Here is a 19,020-nt window from a genome sequence, read left to right on the forward strand (position 1 = left end):
GCCTGAAAGAGATGAATCAAAATCTCAATCCAGGCGCGCAAGTCCTCTGATTCAATCTATGAGCCCGGCTACACTAACCCTATGGGCAGACAGCAGAAACTCCTTGTTGCCGTCCCCGCCTTCGATGGGAGACGGCACGACCCCGCGCACCTTCCAGCCAAGTGACGAGACGGTGCCGGCGATACGATCGCAGACCTCGGCGTGCACGGCCTCGTCCTTCACCACGCCGCCCTTGCCCACCCGCTCGCGACCCGCTTCGAACTGCGGCTTGACCAGAACGGCAAGATCCGCACTCGGCGCGGCCAATGCGAGCGCCGCCGGCAGAACCAGCGCCAGCGAGATGAAGCTGACGTCGGCGACGACGAGGTCGACGGGGTCGGGCACCAGGCCGCGATCGAGCTTGCGTGCATCCTGCCCTTCCAGCGAGATCAACCTGTCATTCCCGCGCAGGCTGGCGTGAAGCTGATCATGACCGACATCGACGGCATAAACCCGTGCCGCCCCCCGCCGCAGCAGCACGTCGCTGAAGCCGCCGGTGGAGGCGCCGATGTCGAGCGCGACGCGCCCCTCTACGGGCACCGAAAACATATCGAGGGCATGTTCGAGCTTGAGCCCGCCGCGCGACACGAAGGGAAAGGCCGCCTGCGCTTCGATCACAGCCTCTGCTGCCAGGCTCTCCGACGCCTTGCGCACCGGCTTGCCATCGGCCGTCACGAGGCCGGCGGAGATCGCGGCCTGTGCCTTAGCGCGGCTGTCGAAATGACCGCGCTCGACCAGCAGCACGTCCGCGCGCTTGCGCATCAGGCGCGCTTGGCGCCGGTTACGACATCGCGCCCGAGCACCGACAGGACCTTGGTGACGATGCCGGCGGCATCGAGCCCGGCCTGCGCATACATCGCCTCCGGCTTGTTCTGGTCGAGGAAGATGTCGGGCAGCACCAGGGAGCGGAATTTCAGGCCGCTGTCGAAAACGCCTGCCTCGGCCAGGCACTGGGCCACGAAGCTGCCGAAGCCCCCCACGGAGCCTTCCTCGATGGTCAGCAGCACCTCGTGCTCGCGAGCGAGCCTGAGGACCAACTCCTCGTCGAGCGGCTTGGCAAACCGGGCATCCGCAACGGTCGCCGACAGGCCGAGCGCCGCCAGATCTTCTGCGGCCTTGAGGCACTCGGCCAGGCGCGTGCCGAAGGAAAGCAGGGCAATATTGCTGCCCTCGCGCAGGACGCGCCCCTTGCCGATCGGCAGGGGCACGCCGACTTCAGGCATCTCGACGCCAACCCCCTCGCCGCGCGGGTAGCGGAAGGCGATAGGGCCGCCGTCATAGGCGGCCGCGGTTGCGACCATATGCACCAACTCGGCTTCGTCGGCGGCCGCCATCACCACCATGTTGGGCAGGCAGCCAAGAAAGGCGACGTCGAAGGAACCGGCGTGGGTGGCGCCGTCGGCCCCAACGAGACCGGCACGATCGATCGGGAAGCGCACGGGCAGGTTCTGGATGGCAACGTCGTGGACGACCTGGTCGTAGCCGCGCTGCAGGAAGGTGGAATAGATCGCACAGAACGGCTTGTAGCCCTCGCTGGCAAGGCCCGCCGCGAAGGTGACGGCGTGCTGCTCGGCGATGCCGACATCGTAAAGCCGTTGCGGGAAGGCCTGCTCGAACAAGTCGAGCCCGGTGCCGGACGGCATGGCGGCGGTGATCGCCACGACCTTGTCGTCCTTGTGGGCTTCCTTGATCAGGCTTTCAGCAAAGACGCGGGTATAGGAGGGCGCATTGGCCTTGGCCTTCACCTGCGCCCCGGTAATGACGTCGAACTTCACCACGCCATGATATTTGTCGGGCGCGTTCTCGGCCGGGCTATAGCCCTTGCCTTTCTGGGTGACGACATGGATCAGCACGGGCCCATCGGCCTGGTCGCGCACATTCTTGAGCACCGGCAGGAGGTGGTCGAGATTATGCCCGTCGATCGGCCCGATATAGTAGAAGCCGAGTTCCTCGAACAGCGTACCGCCGGTCCAGAAGCCGCGGGCATATTCCTCGGTGCGCTTGGCCTTGTCGTAGAAGAATTTCGGCAGCTTCCTGGCCAGCATCTTGCCGAAATCGCGCAAATTCTTGTAGGTGCCGCCGGAAACCAGCCGGGCCAGATAGGCCGACATCGCCCCCACGGGCGGGGCGATCGACATGTCGTTGTCGTTGAGGATGACGACAAGGCGCGAGCCCAGCGCCCCGGCATTGTTCATCGCCTCATAGGCCATGCCGGCCGACATCGAGCCGTCGCCGATCACGCAGATCACGTTGTTGTTGCGGCCATCGAGATCGCGCGCCGCCGCCATACCCAGGCCCGCCGAGATCGAGGTCGAGGAATGCGCGGCGCCGAAGGGATCGTATTCGCTCTCGCTACGCTTGGTAAAGCCGCTGAGGCCGTCCGCCTGGCGCAGGGTACGGATGCGATCGCGCCGCCCGGTGAGGATCTTGTGCGGATAGGCCTGGTGGCCGACATCCCAGATCAGGCGATCGCGCGGCGTATCGAACACGGCATGGATGGCGACCGTCAGCTCGACCACACCGAGCCCGGCACCGAGATGGCCGCCCGTCACCGAAACGGCGTCAATGGTCTCCCGGCGCAGCTCGTCCGCCACCTGCTGGAGCTTGTCCTCGGGCAGGCGGCGCAGATCGGCCGGCAGATGGATGGTGTCGAGCAGCGGGGTTGCGGAAGTGTTTGCCAAATTGTTCACCCGGGGAGACTAGAGCAAAGCACGCATAAGTGGAAACATCATTTTGCTCTAACTCTTTGTTCCGACGCGCCTTTGCGATGACGGCCGTTCTGGTGGAGTGCTGGGCGCCTTGCAGGCCGTCGCCTGTCAGGCTTCAGGTAGAGGCTCGAGCCCGGCGGGCTTGCCCTCGGCATCGAGCCGGATCTTGTCGACCTTGGCCTCTGCAACCTTCAAAAGCTTGTCGCAATGAGCCTTGAGCTGCTCGCCACGCCCGAACAGTGTGATCGATTCCTCCAGCGGCACATTGCCGCCTTCGAGGCTGCGCACGATTTGCTCGAGCTCGGCAAGCGCCTTTTCGAAGCTGAGCGTTGCGATATCGGACGGCTTGTCGGCCATTATCAACCTGTCGGATCTCTAGAGCAAAGGGCGTTTAGAGGGAAACGCTTGTTTGCTCTAACTCTTTGGTTCGACGCGTCTTTGCGATTCTTGGCGATTCCGCCAAATCGCAAAACGCTCTCGATTTTCCCCTCTATAGCCCCGAACCTCGCTGCATTGAAAGAAAAAGCCATGCAAGCCGCATGACCCAACCGTGCATAAGGCGGGGGAGAGTGACAGGTTGCGGCTCAGCGCCGCTTCCGGCAAAAGCGGCGCATGGATTTGCAGACCTTCCTCGCGCTCTCCGCCGGTTCCCTGTCAGCCGTGGCCATCGCCCAGGTGTTCGTCACCCGAGCCTACCGCTTTCCAGGCATCGCGATCTACCTGGCGGGGCACGCGGTCGTGATCGCCATCGCCGTCGCCGGATACAGGTTTCTGCCTGACTATTACGGTTTCCTGGCGGCTCTCGCCTTGCTGGCGATCATTGCGCCGGGGCCGCTGCTGAACCGGGCCAATCGCGAATTGCTGGCCGGCCGCAACGAACGCGCCGCCCTGCTCGCCCGCCTGGCCAGCCTTGTCCAGCCCACCAGCCAAATCCGCTTCACAGCCAATCTGTTCAAGGCTCTTTCAGAATCGACGCGCGAGGAACGGATCGGGGCCCTCGAAGCGCTGCGCCAGACCGGCAAGCCGGATCAGGAAGTGATCCTCAACCTGCAATTGCTGCGGCAGCGCCAGAACTGGCAGGGCATCGTCGACTACCTTGCTCGCAACCCCATGCCGGCAGGCGCAGATGCGGTCGCCTTTCCGATCCGGGCCCTCGGGGAGACCGGCCAGCTGGAGGCCATGGTGGCGACAGCCATGCGCTATCGCGGCCTGCTGGGCGCCGGGCAATTGTCGACCCTGATGCTCCTCGCCTTCTGCGGGCGCGTCCAGGCCACGGACTCGATGCTCGCCTCGTTCCATGCCATGCCGGTCTCCGTTAAGGCCTTCTGGCAGGCGACCGCCCTCCAGGCGGCGGCACGGGGCGAACTCGCCGAGCCCCTGCTGCGCGGCTTCGCCTCCGCCTCGCTGACACCCGCCCAGCATGAGGCGATCGTCGCTCGCCTGGACAAGCCTGCGAGCCAGGCCGAGGGCCAGCTCTCGCCGCAGGCAACCGCCTTCCTCGATGATTTGGAGGCTCATATCCGGCGCAACGCCCCCCTGCGCCGCACGGGTTGGCGCGCCGCCCCCGTGACCTATCTGCTGATCCTGGCCAATTGCGCCGCCTTCGGCATCGAGCTGTGGAATGGCGACACCACCGATGCCGAAAACCTGTTCCGGCTCGGAGGGTTATGGCCCGACGCGGTAGTCCGGGATCATGAATGGTGGCGCCTGCTCAGCGCCATGTTCCTGCATGCCGGCCCCGAACATCTGATCAGCAACATGATCGGGCTCTTCCTGCTCGGGCGCATGGTCGAGGCCACGGTCGGAAGCCTGCGCATGGGCCTGATCTATCTGATCGGCGGCCTGATCTCCATGGCCGGGGTGCTCGCCCTCACCGAGGCGGGCTTCACCCAGCCCGATGTTCTGGTCGGGGCTTCCGGCGCCATCTTCGCCCTGATCGGAGCCATTGCCCTGCGACGCTTGTCCGATTTCCTGGCGACCCGCCATATCGCCGACCGGCACAATCTCAGCCTGATCGTCATCGTGCTGCTGATCCAGGCGGCGATCGACCTTTCACTGCCTCAGATCAGTTTCACCGCGCACGGCATCGGCTTCATCGCCGGCATTGCCCTGGCCTGGATATTTGGCACGGCGCACGCCAGCAGGCGGTAGAATGGAGCGCGGACATCACAGCGACATGCAGGAGCATGTCGCGATTCCGCTCCTGGAACTGCTGCGCCTGGATGAGAGAAAGAGCGGACAGGATGTCCGCGCTCCAGGCGCTACGCCGTCCAGAAGCGCGCAGCTTCGCCACGCGAATGTTCGTCCAGCGAGCCCTCCCACATCACCCGCACCCCGCGCACGATGGTGCCGACCGGCCAGCCGGTGACCTCGATGCCGTCATAGGGCGTCCAGCCGCATTTGGAGGCGATCCAATCGTTGCGGATGGTCTGCCTGCGCTTGAGGTCGACAATGGTGAGGTCAGCGTCATAGCCGACCGCGATGCGCCCCTTGCCGGCCATGCCGAAGATCCGGCAGGGACCATGGCTGGTCAGGTCGACGAAACGCTCCAGCGATAGTCGCCCGCGGTTCACATGGTCGAGCATGACGGGCACCAGCGTCTGCACACCGGTCATGCCGGAAGGCGAATCGGGATAGGGCTTGGCCTTCTCCTCCAGCGTATGGGGCGCGTGGTCCGAACCGAGCACATCGACGATGCCCTGGCGGATGCCCTGCCAGATGCCGTCGCGGTGACCGGCGTCACGCACCGGCGGGTTCATCTGCACCAGCGTGCCCAGCTTCTCATAGGCCTCGGGCCCAGCCAGAGTGAGATGATGCGGCGTGGCTTCGCAGGTCACCAGCCGCTTGTGCGCGCCGAGGAAGGGAATCTCGTCCGCCGTCGAGATATGCAGGACATGGATGGGCGCGCCCGTCTCCTCGGCGATGGCGACGAGCCGCCGCGTGCAGTTGAGCGCGGCCTCGACGTCGCGCCAGACCGGGTGGGAGGAGGCATCTCCCTTGACGCGCAGGTCGCGCCGCTCGCGCAGGCGATATTCGTCCTCCGAATGGAAGGCAGCGCGCCGGCGTGTGCGCTTGAGGATCTCGCGCACGCCCTCATCGTCCTCCACCAGCAGCGAGCCGGTAGAAGAGCCCATGAACACCTTGATGCCGGCCGCGCCCGGCAGACGCTCCAGCTCCGCGACGTCAGCGGCATTCTCACGGGTGCCGCCGACCCAGAAGGCGAAATCACAATGCATGCGGTGCGTGCCGCGCCTGACCTTGTCGGCCAAAGCCTCCGGCGTCACGGTCAAGGGATCGGTGTTCGGCATTTCGAATACAGCGGTGACGCCGCCCATGACCGCCGCGCGCGAGCCCGATTCAAGATCTTCCTTATGCGTCGGCCCCGGCTCGCGGAAATGGACCTGGCTGTCGATCACGCCGGGCAGGACGGTGAGGCCGGTGCAGTCGATCACCTCGCCGGCACTGGCCCGCGACAAATCCCCCAGCGCCGCGATACGCCCGTCCCTGACCCCAACATCGCCATGATGCCGGCCATCCTGGTTGACGATCTCGCCATTGCGGAAGATGCGGTCGAAGGTCTGGGGCATGGCGCTCTCCTCGATGACGAAGCTGAAACCCTGCGCTTTTCCCCCAGGCAGCGCCAGCTTTCAACCGCCAATCCGCCGCCTCTTCACGCCGCGCACAGGGATTGCCATATAGGAGGGGCTGAAACGGGATTGCCTTGCCATGATCCATCTGCTCGACCGCGCCATACTCCGCCTCAGCGGCGAGGATGCGCGATCCTGGTTCGCCAATCTCGTCACCTGCGATATCGCCCATCTCGAGCCCGGCCAGGGACGATGGGGTGCCTTGCTGACGCCGCAGGGCAAGATCTTGTTCGATTTCCTGGCCACGATCGGCGAGGACGGGCTCTACCTCGATGCGGACGCCGCCCTGGCCCCCGATTTCGCCAAGAGGCTCAATTTCTATCGGCTGCGCGCCAAGGTGACGGTCGAGGCCTTACCGGCTTGGGGAGTCTACGCTGCCTTGCCCCCCGAAAATGTCGACATCGAGGGTGCTCTGGTCTTCCCGGATCCCAGGCGGCCCGAACTCGGGCTTCGCATTCTCGCACCTGTCGCAGCCACGGCAGACGATGCGACCACGGCCTATCACGACCGCCGCATCGAGTTCGGCATTCCCGAAGGCGGCAAGGATTTTCGCTTCGGCGAGGCCTTCCCGCACGAAGTGCTGATGGACATGCTCGCCGGCGTCGACTTCAAGAAGGGCTGCTTCGTCGGCCAGGAAGTCGTCAGCCGCATGCAGCATCGCGGCACTGCGCGCAACCGCATCGTGCCTGTGACAGCCAGCGCCACCCTGCCGGCCGCCGGCACGGAAATCCGTATCGGCGACCGGCCGGCGGGCACGCTCGGCTCCTCGGTTGGCAAGAGGGGACTGGCCCTGCTCCGGCTCGACAGGGTGGAGGAAGGGCTGGCTGCCGGCGAAAGCCTGGTGACTGAAGGTCTTGGCCTGACGATCGACAAGCCATCCTGGTGGGTCGCACCGAGCAGCGCGCACAAGGCAACGGCCTGACCCTGGCACCCGCCTCAACCGGGATTGCGCCCCCGCACGAATTGCAGGGTCGTCTCGGCAACGCGCCGGCCGAGATATCGGGCTGTGGCGAGATCCGCTTCGGGCGGTGCCACCTCCGGCCCCTCATCGGTGTTGGACTGGGCGGCAGCGCCGAGGAAGAAGCCGAAGCGATTGAGGTCGGTTTCCCTACCCACCGAGGAGCAATTGCCCGGCGGCAGGGCCAGATTGACCCAATGCATGCCGTGCTGGGCGGCAAACAGGGCCATCTGCATCAAGGTTGCGAGCTTGTCGCCCGACCGTGAGCCCGAATTGGTGAAGCCCGCCGCGATCTTGTTCTTCCAGCCGAGGCCTTTCGACATCACCGCATTCGAACTGGCTTCCTGGAAGGCCTTGAACACGGCGGATGGCCCGCCGACATAGGTGGGCGCCCCGAAGATGATCGCCTCGGCCAATGCCAGCCTGTGCCAATGCTCCGGCGCTTCCTGCGCCGTCAGCAGCAGCGTGGCGACGTCGGGCAGCTGTGTCACCCCCTGCTCGACCGCATGTGCCTGCCGGGCGGTATGGCCGTAGCCGCTGTGATAGACGATGGCAATGGTGGCTTTTGTCACTGGCAGGTCCCTTTCGATGCAGGCCGGATCTGGTTCGCGACGGTGCGGTCGATCACGAGATGGCCGAGTTTTTCCGGATTGCGACAGACATAGATCGCAGCAATCCGATCTCTCCGGACATCCAGGGCCGTGGTCTGGAGCTCGCATCCCCGTTCGATGGTCACGAACCCCGGCAAGCCATTGACGCTGGCATAGCGCAGGAGTTGCGACATCTGGGCGGAGAACAGCCTCGCCAAAGCAGCCATCAGCTTCAATGCGGCATCGATGCCGACGATCGGGCGCGGAGGAGCGGCAACCTTGCCGCCACCATCCGCCTGGACCGTCACATTCCGAGCGAGCAGAGCCCGAAGCCCGTCTATGTCGCCGGTGCGCGAGGCGGTGAAGAAAACGGCAGCAATTTCCTGCCCTCTTGCCCCCTGCGGAAGAAACCGAGGTCTTTCCGACCGGATGCGAAGGCGGGCCCGCCGCGCCATCTGCCGGCAGGCAGCGGCATCCCGGCCGATCGTCAGCGCAATCTCGTCGAAGGCGACCCCGAAGACGTCATGCAGCAGGAAGGCGGCTCGCTCGCACGGCGACAAACGTTCCAGCACCAGCAGAAGCGGCAGGGTGATGTCCTCGGAAGGATCCTCCTGCAGCACGGGCTCCGGCAGCCAGGAGCCGACATAGGCCTCCCGCCGTACCCGCGCCGATTTCAGTTCGTCCAGGCACAGGCGGGTCACCACCTGCCTGAGATAGGCTTCAGGCTCCCGTACGAGGCTGCGATCAGCCTGCAGCCAGCGAAGGAACGCATCCTGAAGGACATGCTCGGCATCCGCGATCGAGCCGAGCATCTTGTAGGCCAGGCTCTTGAGACGAGGCCAGAATGCGTTGAACAGGTTGGTGTCCTGAATGGGCAGGTCGAGCACGCCGTCCTCTCTCGTTTGATCGTCCTGCCCTCAAGACGAGATGACGACCCAAGAATGTGACTCCTGCCCAAACTAAATCTCGGCCGGCACCGTATTTACACGTCGCGAGAAGGTCTTCCCCAACACCTTGCCCTGCCTGTCTTGCTCCCGTGGTGATTCCGGGCAATGCTGGGAAAGTAGTTTCATACCCGCCCGAGCGCGGGACTCTTCGTGAGTATGCCGGGCGTCGTGGTTGCAATGGCATGCTGCTGCCCTCAAGCGCGAGGATGCCTCCGTGAACCAGCCCCACGCCTTCGACCCCACCGTTCTCAGCCATGTCCGCACGGTGATCAGCATCATAGTGGGCCTCAGCATGGGCCGACTGCTCACCGGCCTCGCCCGCTTTGTCCAGCATCCGCGCCAGCACAAGATCTACGGCGTCCACCTGGCGTGGACCTTCTTCATGCTGCTGCACATCATCTCGTTCTGGTGGTGGGAATTCCATCTGGTCAACGTACAGTGGACCTTCCCGCTCTATGGCTTTGTCGCCTTCTATGCGAGCGTGTTCTTCTTCATGTGCACGATGCTCTTCCCGGACACCATGTATGAGTACAAGGGCTTCGAGGACTATTTCATGTCCCGCCGGAAATGGTTTTTCGGCATCCTGATCGGGACCTTCTTCCTCGACATCATCGACACCCTCATCAAGGGCGGCGACTATGTCCAGTCGCTCGGCCCGGAATATTGGGTGCGCATCGCCTTCTTCGTCGTCACCAGTGCGGCTGCGATCGTCGTCTCGAACCAGCGCTTCCAGCTCGCCTTTGCCATCATCGCGCTGATCGCGGAGATCGGCTGGGCCCTAGGCCTTTACGACACGCTGACCTGAGCCGGCGCGGCGATCAGCTGCTCGGCGAGGATCTCATAGGAACGCTTGGTCTTCTCATGATCGAAGATCATGTTGGTGGCGATGATCTCGTCCGCGCCGGTGCGCTCGATGAATGCCTCGATGCCTGCCTTGACGGTTGCCGGAGAGCCCACCACCGAGGCATGGTTCATATGCTGCAGCGTCGCACGGCCGATGGCATCGAGGGTCTCCTCGTAATTCTCCACCGGCGGCTGGATCAGGCCCGGCCGCCCGGTGCGCAGGCTGACGAAGGCCTGCAGCCGCGAGCTCTGCAGGAAGTGGGCCTCCTCGTCGGTGTCGGCGGCGACTACGTTCATGCCCAGCATGACATGGGGTTTGTCGAGATATTCGGAGGGTTCGAAACGGCCGCGATAGATGGCGATCGCCCCTTCGAGATCGGCCGCCGCGAAGTGCGAGGCGAAGGCGAAAGGCAGGCCGAGCATGGCGGCAAGCTGCGCCCCGAACAGGCTGGAGCCGAGGATCCAGACCGGCACTGCCAACCCCGCGCCTGGAACGGCTTGCACGCGCTGATCCGGGCTCGCCGGCTTGAAATAGTTCATCAGTTCGATGACATCGCGCGGAAAGGCGTCGATCTCGGCGTTGAGATTGCGGCGCAGCGCCTGGGCGGTGATCTGGTCGGTACCGGGAGCCCTGCCCACACCGAGATCGATACGGCCAGGATGCAGGGCCGCCAGCGTGCCGAAGGCCTCGGCCACCATCAAGGGCGCATGGTTGGGCAGCATGATGCCGCCGGCTCCCAGGCGGATGGTGGAAGTGCCGGAGGCGACATGGGCGAGCGCCACCGCCGTGGCGGCGCTGGCAATGCCCGGCATGTTGTGATGTTCGGCCAGCCACAGCCTGTTATAGCCGAGCCGCTCGACATGGCGGGCAAGGTCCAGCGAATTGTGGAGGGCCTGCCCGGCATTGCTGCCGACGGCGATGGGCGAAAGATCGAGGACTGAAATCGGGATCATGAAAAGGGCACGACAAAATTCGATGGCGATCGAACTAATATAGGTGGCATTGCCGCCCTGGCAAGGAAAGGCTCGGAGGGCCTTCTGAGAAGGCTTTTCCGGCCCCAACCCGATCACGAAATGTTCTTCCCTCTTCCCGAGTCGGCTTTCGCCATGGCAAGAAGGCGGCATGGAACGCACAGTCATTCTTCATGCCGACGGCAAGCAGCGCTGCCCCTGGCCCGGGCTCGATCCCTTCTATGTCGCCTATCACGACGAGGAATGGGGCGTGCCGGAATATGACGGCCGCGCCCTCTATGAAAAGCTCATCCTCGACGGCTTCCAGGCGGGGCTGTCCTGGATCACCATCCTGCGCAAACGCGAGCGCTTCCGCGAGGTGTTCGACGATTTCGAGCCGGCCAAGATCGCGCTTTACGGGCCGGAAAAGGTCGAAGCCCTGATGGCCGATCCCGGCATCGTGCGCAATCGCGCCAAGGTGGAAGGCACCATCATCGGCGCCCGCCTCTGGCTGGAAATCGAGGAACGCCAGGGCTTCTCGCACTATCTATGGGACTTCCTCGACGGCCGCCCCCTGCAGAACACCCTGCGCACCACGGCCGATGTCCAGGCGGAGACGCCGCTGTCTCAGAAGATCTCCAAGGACCTCAAGGCTCGCGGTTTCAAATTCGTCGGCCCCACCATCGTCTATGCCTTCATGCAGGCGGTCGGCATGGTCAACGACCATCTCGTCGACTGCTTCCGCCATGCCGAATGCGCCGAGCTCGGCAAGGCGGGACATCCGGGCTGACCATGGCACGCGTGAAGAAAGCGGCTCCCCATCGGGCCTGGCAACGCATGCTGTCGGGCCGGCGGCTCGATTTGCTCGATCCCTCCCCGCTCGACATCGAAATCGAGGATATCGCTCATGGCCTGGCCCGGGTCGCGCGCTGGAACGGCCAGACCAGCGGCAAGGCCATCTTCTCGGTGGCGCAGCACAGCGTGCTCGTCCTCGACGTGCTCGATGCGATGGAGCCCGCCCAGCCCGACACGGTGAGGCTGATGGTGCTGCTGCACGATGCGCCTGAATATGTCATCGGCGACATGATCTCGCCCTTCAAGGCGGTGATCGGCGAGAGCTACAAAAGCGTGGAGGCCCGCCTGCTCGGCGCCATCCATCTGCGCTTCGGCCTGCCGGCCATCCCGCCACCGGCAATCAAGGTGATGACCAAGAAAGCCGACATGGTGGCCGCCTTTCTCGAAGCAACCCAGCTTGCCGGCTTCGGCATCGAGGAATCCTGCCGCATCTTCGGTGATCCGCGCCCCCTGCCCCGTCCGATGGACCAGGCCAGGCTGGAACCTCTGCCGGCGGAGCAGGCGCAACAGGCCTTCCTCGACCGTTTTACCCAGATCTTCAGATAGGCCACCATGCAAATCAATGTCTGCTCGCTCTCCCGTCTCGAAGCCACCGTCACCGCTACCGGTGCCCGCCAGATCCTGACCCTGATCAATGCCGGCACCAAGGTGATCAGGCCTGTCACGGTGGAGGAGAAGCATCATCTCTTTCTCAGCATGAACGACATCGTCGAGGTGGCTGAAGAAGGACAGATCCTGCCCGGCGACGACCACCTCTCCCAGCTTCTCGCCTTCGTCAGGGACTGGGACCAGGCGACGCCGCTGGTGGTACATTGCTATGCCGGGGTCAGTCGTTCGACCGCCGCGGCCTTCACGGCGGCCTGCGCCCTCAATCCCTCGCTCGACGAGCATGAGCTGGCGCAGACCATCCGCCGGCTGTCGCCGACCGCTACCCCCAACCGACGCATTGTGGCGCTGGCGGACATGCGGCTCGGCCGCAATGGCCGCATGCTGGCCGCCATCGACGCCATCGGCCGTGGCGAGGATTGCTTCGAAGGCGTGCCTTTCGCCTTGCAGTTGTAGGGCGTATCGACAGGAAAGCGCCGCTCGGCGGCCCGCCAAAAAAGAGGCCCGGCGCGGTGCCAGGCCAGAGGAAGGTCAAACATCGCAATGCTGTCGAGGAACGGACAGCTCGATGGCCGTGACCATGGCGCAGATCAATGACGCGCCGATGACGCCGCTTCGCGCAGCAGCGTGCGCCGCTTACGATCTGGTCTCGGTCCGCCGCGACGCCGAAGCCGCATAGGGCGAGCCACCCACATCGGCATAGAGCTGGCGGTTGCGCCGCCAGTCGGGATGATAGTTGCGCAGCATGAAGATGCGGAAGCGTTCGGCGGCCGAGGCTTTTGCCTCGAGCGTAACGTAGCCGGCATTCTCGGCGGCCAGCGCTTCCAGAGCGCCGAGATCGTCGGCGGCGATGTACAGGCGCAGCAGGGAGAACTCGCCGCTGACATCGCTTTCATGGCTGAACGCCCAGTCCACGCCAACACCCTGCAGCCGCCCGATGGCCGAAAGGAAGGCGGGATCCGCCGTCCAGGCCGCGCGTCTCGCCTCATATGCGGCCTCGAACCGAGCAACCTCCTCGGGTGGCGGATTGCCTTGCGTCCGGTCCAGCCAGATGTCGTCGGCCAGCCTGCCATGGTTTTGGTGCTGTTGGGCGAACTGGCTTGCGGCAAAGTTCAACAAGACGATTCCCGGCTTGAGACGCTGCAAGACATTGTCGGGATATGGTTCGATACCAGCCATCCACTGCTACTGCCGCGGTTCCTGCCCGGATCCGAGTTTGGGTCCGAACAACAGGCGCTGATAGACGAGGCCGATGCCGATCAGGGCGACGCCGAGCCCCATGAAGGACAAGGCACGCCAGATCCCTTCCAGCTCCGACATGTCGAACAGGAAGGCCTTGGCGACCGCGAGCATGATCACGATGGCCGAACCCAGACGGATGGCGCGCACCTTCGCCCAGATGCCGAGGGCGAGCAGCATCAGGCCGTAGAGCAGCCAGGCGATGGTGTACCCCCAATTCTCGGCCGAAGAGATCGCGTCGAAATCGGGCACGCCATCGGCGAAGATCTTACGCACCTCGAGCGTGACATAGACGAAGCCCAGCACGAAGGCACAGACCCCGCATAGCAGGGCGAAGGGCGCATTCTCCATGCCCAAATTCTTGTTTTCACCCTGGCCGACGGCGCGGCCATACCAGTGCCAGAACAGCGCCGCCGCTCCCGCCAGCAGTGCCGGCAGGGCATAGCCGGGCAGCAAGGTGTTGAAGAGGACGCCGCCGCCAATCATCTCGCCACTGACGGCAGGATTGGCGGTGATCAATTGCCCCGAGACCGTCAGGCAAAGCGCGATGATGACGCTGATCGGTGCCGCCGCTCGATACACCACGCTGGTGGTCGCCCCGGAGCGATAGACCAGCGCCATCGAAGCGGCAAAGGCGAGCGCCGTGTAGAGCCCGGCCTCGGCGAGGGACATGCCGGGATGGGCAGCTTCCTCGGCGCCGCGCAGGCCGAGGCGGATGGCAAAGACCACCGCCACGCAGGCGAGCAGGATGGCGCCGAGATCGAGGATGGCGGCGGGAATGTCCGCCTTGCGCCGGCGCAGGAGAATGCCGCCATAGTAGAACGCCGCGGCCGGTACGGCATAACGCAGCACGATATCCGGCCAATCCGGGAAGCGCTCGAGGCTGGCACCGGCCAGGGTCCAGGCTCCACCCATGCGCGCCAGCACCAGCAGGACGAATCCGGCCGCGCACCAGCGCAGGGCCGGTAGCGGCCGCAGGGTCGAGACCCAGGCCGCACCGAGCGCCGACAGGCCGAAAGCCAGGGTGAGCGGGGAATCGGTGATCAGGAAGGTGAGCGTCAGCGCCACTGCCGAAGCGCTCGCGACGGCATGGAGGGAGGAACCCGCCCCCGGTGTCCCGTCCTGCGCCGCCTGCCCCTCGAGCCTCAGGAAACGCTCGGTCGTCGCGGCAAACAGCAGCGCAAGCCCGGCCGCCACGGCCCCGAAGGGCAGGCTGGCACGAAGACTCTCGATGCGCAGATAGGCGATCGCCAGGGCGAAGATCGGGGTTGCCGTCCCCGCCAGTGCCAGCGCCAATGCCGGCCGTTGCGGCCTTGGATGGCGCATCAGGCTGATCGTGGTGGCCAGCAACAGCACGGCAGCCGGAATGATCGCGATCTCAAGATAGGCCTGGAGCGCGTCCGGCATCAGGAAGGGCAGATAGAGGTGGCCTGGCACCACCACCAATGGTTCGGCGGCAATCTGCCCACCCATCGGCCAGATCCACAGGCAGGCAAGCCCTGCCAGGCCTGCGATTACGGCCGCCGGGGCCAGCGCGTCGAAAGCGAGCGCAGCCGCCAGCGCCAGTGCCATCACGATCAGCAAGATGGCAAGCGAGGCATGCCCGAACACATCCGCGCCGGCAAAGGAGACGGCCAGGACCGCAAGGCCCGCGACCGCGCCGAGGCCGATAGGATCGAAACGCTGATAGGTCTTGCCGTGATGGGGCTCGTAGATCAGCACCGCGCCGACCAAGGCGGACAAAGCGAGGATGTAGAACACCATGGCGCCGGTGTCCTCGCCCATGATGCTTCCCAGGACGAAGCCATAGCAGAAGGCAGCGATACCAGCGGCGATAGCGAGCCAGCGCCAGAGCCGAATACGGGCCAGCATGAAGGCGGCTGCCGTCACCACCACGACATAGAGGGCGAGAGCCCAGGGATTGGGCTGGTTCGAGGACACCAGCAGGGGCGCGCCATAGGCGCCGACAAGGCCGAGGCCGGCGAGCCAGGGACCATGCAGCGCCGCCGCATACATGGTGGCGATGCCGACCAGGCCGAGCAGGACGAAGGCCTGCGCCGGGCTGAGGAAGTCATAGAGCGCATAGGCGGCATAGATGGTTGCGAACAGGGCGACCGTGCCCGCGGCCGTGACCACGCCGGGAATGTAGGCCGCCTGTTTCGCGGCGGGCGCCACGGGCCGGCGCCTCAGATATTCGCCGCCAGCGATCAGCGCCAGGGAGAAGACAAGACCGGCCAGGATGCGCGCACCGGGACCGAGAAGCTCCTCCTCGATGGCATACCGCACCAGGAAGGCACCGCCGAGCGCAAGCGCCAGCCCTCCGACCCAGACGGCCCAGCGCGTACCGAGCTTCTCCTCGAGGCTGACCTTGGGCCTGTCCGGCGCCGCGCGGCGTGCAGTCTGTGCGGAAGCCGCCGGCTCCGGCCGAGCCGGCGCCAGTTCGACAGTCGACGGCTTGTCGACAGGCGCGACAGCGGGAACCGACGCAACCGCTTCCCGTACGGGTTCAGCGGCCCTTTTCCCCTCGGTCGGCGCCGGAGAGGCCGGCGTAGCGGCCCTGACGGCGTCGACCGGCACCGGGCGCTGGCCCGCCAGCTGGCGAACCCTTTCCTCCAGCGCCTGCACCCTGGGCCTGAGGCCGAGCGTCATCACAAAGGCAACGATCGCCAGCACCGGAAAGGCGAGCACCAGGAGGCCGATGAGGAGGAAGGCACTTTCTTCGGACATGCTCACCCGTGGCAGATCATTACAGCGCGGGCTCCGCGCGGAGTCAGGATGTGATCGCCGACGATCGGCCCGGCAATCGAGGTTGCTTGATCACGGACAAGGTCTTTGCCGTCACTGCAAGCGTAGCGCGCCAATGCAGCAGCAACAATTGCCGCATCGATGATCTTGGGTTTGCTTCACGACGCTCGCATCGACGATGCGATAAACATGCCATCCACAAACGCAACTTCGATGCCAGCCATACGCGAGAATTCGGCTCCCGGGTATCCCGCCGGATACAGGACCTGTGGACGTCCTCTCCAGGAGACTTGCCGGTCACGCCCACCATTTGACGCGATAGAAGATATGCTTGCCGATCTTGTCCTTCTCCCGCATGTCGCGCACCCAGCGCGGACGGACATAGTTGGCGTGATAATGCGTGGCGTTGCCGACTTCGGGGATCCAGTCCTTGGCGTTCATCACCCGCTCGGCAAGGACCAGAGCCTGTTCCCAGGGCTCCTTCTCGATCACCTTGTCGGCGACGAGATCGCAGGCGAAGGAGAACTGGCAGCCGCCATAGCGCTTGTTGCTGGCGCCCTGATAGACCACGTCGCAGACATTCTTGGGATAGAAGGGTGAGCGCAGGCGGTTGATGATGACCTGGGCCACGGCCACCTGCCCCTCGCGGCTCTCGCCGCGTGCCTCGAAATAGATCGCCGTCGCCAGACACATCTGTGCCTTGGTGAACGCGGCCGGCGGCAGGTCGAGCGGGCGGGCCTTGCCGTCGTCCAGCCCGGGCAGGCCGGCGATGCGCGATTTCTTCTGCGCATCGGTCAAGCCTTCGTCGCTGCCGATCTCAGGCAGGGTCTGGGCATCGTCGGGCGTCATCACCGGCTGTACGTTCGCCAAGGTCATGGAAGATTGGGCCACCACCGGCTGGAGGGCACCCGGCTCGGCCATGGCGAGCTCGACAGGCAGCGCTTCGTCGGCACGGGTAGTGCTGCTGGTCAAACTGGCAAGATCGGGACGGCTCGCCGCCGGCGACATGCCGCCGGCCGGCGCCAGCGAATGATCGAGAGGGACGGCGCCGTCGTGCCCGCCGAGCTCGGCGTCGGCGATCGAGAGCCGTTCGGCAAGCTTGGTGACCACGATGGCGCTGAGCCGGGACGGCTGGAATTGCTGCAGGCCCTCGGCGGTCTCGGGCGGCTGGAGCTTGCGCGACAGACGCCCCATCGGCCTTGCACCTGTCTTGGGCATCAGCACATGCGGATCGCCCGATACCATATAGGCGACGTTCTCTCCGGCACCCCGGTCCGGCCGGCGGTCGCCCTTGGCGGTCCGGATCACCTCGGGCCAGATCGTCATGCCCTTCTTGGTGGCGTCACGGATCGGCGCGCTGGGTGGACCGACATCGTCGGGAAGCGGCATGAAATCGCTTCGGCTCGGCGTCAGTGTCAGGCTGGCCGGCATGGCGCGCAGCGTGAAGCCGTCTCCGAAGGCCGCCTGCGGCGCCGAGCCGATATCGGCAAGGCTGAGCTGCGGCATCGCGAACAGGCCGGCTCGCATCACCGAGGCACGCCGGGCGCCGAGCACACCCACGCCGCCCTGCAAGGCGCCATGCATGCTGGCGGCAACGGCCGGGCTCGCCTGCACGGCTGTCGAGCGGCGATACATCATCGTGCTGGTGGCTCCGGCGCAGAGCAGAAGGGCGATGATGACGGGCCGGCGCAGCAGCATGGACGAGACTCACAGGTTCAACCAACACGGCGTCGCCGATGAGCCCATTGATGATGCATTAACCTTGATGGGGAGTTAACAGAGGCTGCCAGCCTGTTCCAACTCTGGAAGCTTTGCTCTATCCTTTCGCTATGATGTCCGCGTCCATGCCTCCCGAACAGATCGTCGCGCTGCTGCAATGGTATGCCGATATGGGCGTGGACGTGGCGATCGGGGACGAGCCGCTCGATCGCTTTGCCGAGAGCGCCCAGGCTACCCCCGCCTCCTCCCTCATGCGTTCCGCGCCCAATCCCGATCCGGCGCGCAGGCCTCCTGCTGCCACGGCGCAGCCCCGCATGGCCTCCCCGGCACCGACCCTGCTCACCACCTCTCCGGACGCGGTGGAACTGGCGGCCCGCGAACAGGCGCGCAGTGCCCGCACGCTGGACGAATTGCGGGACCTGCTCGAGCGCTTCGACGGCTGCGCCCTCAAGGCCACGGCCAACCGTCTCGTCTTTGCCGACGGTGCTCCCGACGCCAAGGTGATGTTCGTGGGCGAGGCACCCGGACGCGACGAGGACATCCAGGGCAAGCCCTTCGTCGGCCGCTCCGGCCAGTTGCTCGACCGCATGCTGACTGCCATAGGGCTCGACCGCACCAAGGCCTATATCGCCAATGTCGTGCCCTGGCGTCCGCCCGGCAATCGCGATCCCACCCCGCAGGAAACCACGATCTGCCGTCCCTTCATCGAAAGGCAGATCGAGCTGGTCGCCCCCAAGGTCCTGGTCTGCCTCGGCGCCCGCAGCGCCCAGGCGTTGCTCGGCGTCACCGACGGTATCCTGAAACTGCGCGGGCGCTGGCTCGACTATGATCTCGGCGGCCAGCGCATCCGGGCGATCGCCACGCTGCATCCGGCCTATCTGCTGCGCCAGCCGGTGCAGAAGCGCCTGGCCTGGCGCGACTTCCGCGCCATCCGCACCGCCCTGGAGCAGGATGCGCCCTGAGGCAAACGCCCCTTTGCCTCCTTTTTTCGCCGGGAGAGTGCTGTCGTTTACCGCTGCTTGTACCAAACAAGAGGGCACATTTTGGGAAAACTATATTTCCTTACGTAAGCACCACCTAGAACCCCTGTAACAGGCTTTGCGAAGACATATTTATTGGGTATGGCTTGCACAGCACAAATCACCGTGCCGGCCCGACATCGGTGAAAGGCCG

The 19,020-nt window shown here is 65.1% G+C and carries 17 protein-coding genes; 7 read left to right on the top strand and 10 right to left on the bottom strand.

Translation table 11 applies throughout. The features are described from left to right. Positions 1–51: 51 nt before the first annotated feature. From ACTJKX_RS13990 to ACTJKX_RS14000, 3 genes are all read right to left on the bottom strand, one after another. On the bottom strand, positions 52–801 hold the full coding sequence (locus ACTJKX_RS13990) for a TlyA family RNA methyltransferase (RefSeq protein ID WP_394311909.1): 750 nt from the start codon (positions 799–801) through the stop codon (positions 52–54). Continuing rightward, complete coding sequence (gene dxs / locus ACTJKX_RS13995) at positions 801–2,720, bottom strand: 1-deoxy-D-xylulose-5-phosphate synthase (protein WP_440725618.1); 1,920 nt, start codon at positions 2,718–2,720, stop codon at positions 801–803. The genes ACTJKX_RS13990 and dxs overlap by 1 nt, the downstream gene beginning before the upstream one ends. Positions 2,721–2,855: 135 nt before the next feature. Further along, positions 2,856–3,104, bottom strand: a complete 249-nt coding sequence (locus tag ACTJKX_RS14000) for an exodeoxyribonuclease VII small subunit (protein WP_068284665.1) — start codon at positions 3,102–3,104, stop codon at positions 2,856–2,858. Between the two features lie 255 nt (positions 3,105–3,359). Here ACTJKX_RS14000 and ACTJKX_RS14005 point away from each other — a divergent pair, with 255 nt between their 5' ends. Beyond that, complete coding sequence (locus ACTJKX_RS14005) at positions 3,360–4,898, top strand: rhomboid family intramembrane serine protease (RefSeq protein ID WP_440725619.1); 1,539 nt, start codon at positions 3,360–3,362, stop codon at positions 4,896–4,898. Between the two features lie 110 nt (positions 4,899–5,008). On the opposite strand, the gene ACTJKX_RS14010 is transcribed toward ACTJKX_RS14005, so the two are convergent. Beyond that, the gene (locus tag ACTJKX_RS14010) at positions 5,009–6,334 is read right to left on the bottom strand and encodes a dihydroorotase (protein ID WP_440725620.1); all 1,326 of its coding nucleotides are present in this window, start codon (positions 6,332–6,334) and stop codon (positions 5,009–5,011) included. A 139-nt stretch (positions 6,335–6,473) separates the two neighbouring features. On the opposite strand from ACTJKX_RS14010, the gene ygfZ reads away from it, so the two are divergent. Continuing rightward, on the top strand, positions 6,474–7,316 hold the full coding sequence (gene ygfZ, locus ACTJKX_RS14015; protein ID WP_440725621.1) for a CAF17-like 4Fe-4S cluster assembly/insertion protein YgfZ: 843 nt from the start codon (positions 6,474–6,476) through the stop codon (positions 7,314–7,316). 14 nt (positions 7,317–7,330) lie between these two features. On the opposite strand, the gene ACTJKX_RS14020 is transcribed toward ygfZ, so the two are convergent. Both ACTJKX_RS14020 and sigJ read right to left on the bottom strand, forming a co-directional pair. Then, the gene (locus tag ACTJKX_RS14020) at positions 7,331–7,924 is read right to left on the bottom strand and encodes a flavodoxin family protein (RefSeq protein ID WP_440725622.1); all 594 of its coding nucleotides are present in this window, start codon (positions 7,922–7,924) and stop codon (positions 7,331–7,333) included. Beyond that, positions 7,921–8,829, bottom strand: coding sequence for an RNA polymerase sigma factor SigJ (sigJ, locus tag ACTJKX_RS14025; RefSeq protein ID WP_440725623.1), 909 nt, complete (start codon positions 8,827–8,829; stop codon positions 7,921–7,923). The genes ACTJKX_RS14020 and sigJ overlap by 4 nt, the downstream gene beginning before the upstream one ends. A gap of 274 nt (positions 8,830–9,103) precedes the next feature. Here sigJ and ACTJKX_RS14030 point away from each other — a divergent pair, with 274 nt between their 5' ends. After that, positions 9,104–9,694, top strand: coding sequence for a hypothetical protein (locus tag ACTJKX_RS14030; protein ID WP_394311901.1), 591 nt, complete (start codon positions 9,104–9,106; stop codon positions 9,692–9,694). Here ACTJKX_RS14030 and ACTJKX_RS14035 read toward each other — a convergent pair. Then, positions 9,676–10,686 carry an LLM class flavin-dependent oxidoreductase gene (locus ACTJKX_RS14035; RefSeq protein WP_440725624.1) on the bottom strand — a complete coding sequence of 337 codons (1,011 nt, stop codon included), beginning with the start codon at positions 10,684–10,686 and terminating at the stop codon, positions 9,676–9,678. The genes ACTJKX_RS14030 and ACTJKX_RS14035 overlap by 19 nt on opposite strands. 169 nt (positions 10,687–10,855) lie before the next feature. Here ACTJKX_RS14035 and ACTJKX_RS14040 point away from each other — a divergent pair, with 169 nt between their 5' ends. The 3 genes from ACTJKX_RS14040 to ACTJKX_RS14050 are packed head-to-tail and all read left to right on the top strand — an operon-like array spanning position 10,856 to position 12,600. Then, positions 10,856–11,473, top strand: coding sequence for a DNA-3-methyladenine glycosylase I (locus ACTJKX_RS14040; protein WP_440725625.1), 618 nt, complete (start codon positions 10,856–10,858; stop codon positions 11,471–11,473). A gap of 2 nt (positions 11,474–11,475) precedes the next feature. Continuing rightward, a complete protein-coding gene (locus ACTJKX_RS14045) occupies positions 11,476–12,084 on the top strand; it encodes a hydrolase (protein WP_440725626.1) in 609 nt (202 codons plus the stop codon). A gap of 6 nt (positions 12,085–12,090) precedes the next feature. Then, the gene (locus ACTJKX_RS14050) at positions 12,091–12,600 is read left to right on the top strand and encodes a tyrosine phosphatase family protein (RefSeq protein ID WP_149251686.1); all 510 of its coding nucleotides are present in this window, start codon (positions 12,091–12,093) and stop codon (positions 12,598–12,600) included. A gap of 180 nt (positions 12,601–12,780) precedes the next feature. On the opposite strand, the gene ACTJKX_RS14055 is transcribed toward ACTJKX_RS14050, so the two are convergent. The 3 genes from ACTJKX_RS14055 to ACTJKX_RS14065 form a co-directional block, all read right to left on the bottom strand. Next, positions 12,781–13,323: a hypothetical protein gene (locus tag ACTJKX_RS14055; RefSeq protein WP_440725627.1), complete on the bottom strand. Its 543-nt coding sequence runs from the start codon at positions 13,321–13,323 to the stop codon at positions 12,781–12,783. 6 nt (positions 13,324–13,329) lie between these two features. Next, positions 13,330–16,110 (bottom strand): DUF2339 domain-containing protein, encoded by a 2,781-nt coding sequence (locus ACTJKX_RS14060; RefSeq protein WP_440725628.1) that lies wholly within the window; start codon positions 16,108–16,110, stop codon positions 13,330–13,332. Between the two features lie 315 nt (positions 16,111–16,425). Beyond that, on the bottom strand, positions 16,426–17,826 hold the full coding sequence (locus ACTJKX_RS14065; protein ID WP_440725629.1) for a cell wall hydrolase: 1,401 nt from the start codon (positions 17,824–17,826) through the stop codon (positions 16,426–16,428). A 146-nt stretch (positions 17,827–17,972) separates the two neighbouring features. Here ACTJKX_RS14065 and ACTJKX_RS14070 point away from each other — a divergent pair, with 146 nt between their 5' ends. Then, positions 17,973–18,809 carry a uracil-DNA glycosylase gene (locus ACTJKX_RS14070; RefSeq protein WP_440725630.1) on the top strand — a complete coding sequence of 279 codons (837 nt, stop codon included), beginning with the start codon at positions 17,973–17,975 and terminating at the stop codon, positions 18,807–18,809. The last annotated feature ends 211 nt before the right edge of the window (positions 18,810–19,020 follow it).

Source organism: Labrys sp. 22185, from assembly GCF_052045555.1.
Lineage (GTDB): Bacteria > Pseudomonadota > Alphaproteobacteria > Rhizobiales > Labraceae > Labrys > Labrys neptuniae.

What these genes read in the sequence shown, in the direction of transcription:
- ACTJKX_RS14010 (WP_440725620.1), bottom strand. Translation starts at nt 6,334, where the DNA reads ATGCCCCAGACCTTCGACCGCATCTTCCGCAATGGCGAGATCGTCAAC.
- ACTJKX_RS14045 (WP_440725626.1), top strand. Translation starts at nt 11,476, where the DNA reads ATGGCACGCGTGAAGAAAGCGGCTCCCCATCGGGCCTGGCAACGCATG.
- ACTJKX_RS14000 (WP_068284665.1), bottom strand. Translation starts at nt 3,104, where the DNA reads ATGGCCGACAAGCCGTCCGATATCGCAACGCTCAGCTTCGAAAAGGCG.
- ACTJKX_RS14050 (WP_149251686.1), top strand. Translation starts at nt 12,091, where the DNA reads ATGCAAATCAATGTCTGCTCGCTCTCCCGTCTCGAAGCCACCGTCACC.
- ACTJKX_RS13990 (WP_394311909.1), bottom strand. Translation starts at nt 801, where the DNA reads ATGCGCAAGCGCGCGGACGTGCTGCTGGTCGAGCGCGGTCATTTCGAC.
- ygfZ (WP_440725621.1), top strand. Translation starts at nt 6,474, where the DNA reads ATGATCCATCTGCTCGACCGCGCCATACTCCGCCTCAGCGGCGAGGAT.
- ACTJKX_RS14005 (WP_440725619.1), top strand. Translation starts at nt 3,360, where the DNA reads ATGGATTTGCAGACCTTCCTCGCGCTCTCCGCCGGTTCCCTGTCAGCC.
- ACTJKX_RS14055 (WP_440725627.1), bottom strand. Translation starts at nt 13,323, where the DNA reads ATGGCTGGTATCGAACCATATCCCGACAATGTCTTGCAGCGTCTCAAG.
- ACTJKX_RS14070 (WP_440725630.1), top strand. Translation starts at nt 17,973, where the DNA reads ATGCCTCCCGAACAGATCGTCGCGCTGCTGCAATGGTATGCCGATATG.
- ACTJKX_RS14065 (WP_440725629.1), bottom strand. Translation starts at nt 17,826, where the DNA reads ATGCTGCTGCGCCGGCCCGTCATCATCGCCCTTCTGCTCTGCGCCGGA.
- ACTJKX_RS14040 (WP_440725625.1), top strand. Translation starts at nt 10,856, where the DNA reads ATGGAACGCACAGTCATTCTTCATGCCGACGGCAAGCAGCGCTGCCCC.
- ACTJKX_RS14035 (WP_440725624.1), bottom strand. Translation starts at nt 10,686, where the DNA reads ATGATCCCGATTTCAGTCCTCGATCTTTCGCCCATCGCCGTCGGCAGC.
- ACTJKX_RS14060 (WP_440725628.1), bottom strand. Translation starts at nt 16,110, where the DNA reads ATGTCCGAAGAAAGTGCCTTCCTCCTCATCGGCCTCCTGGTGCTCGCC.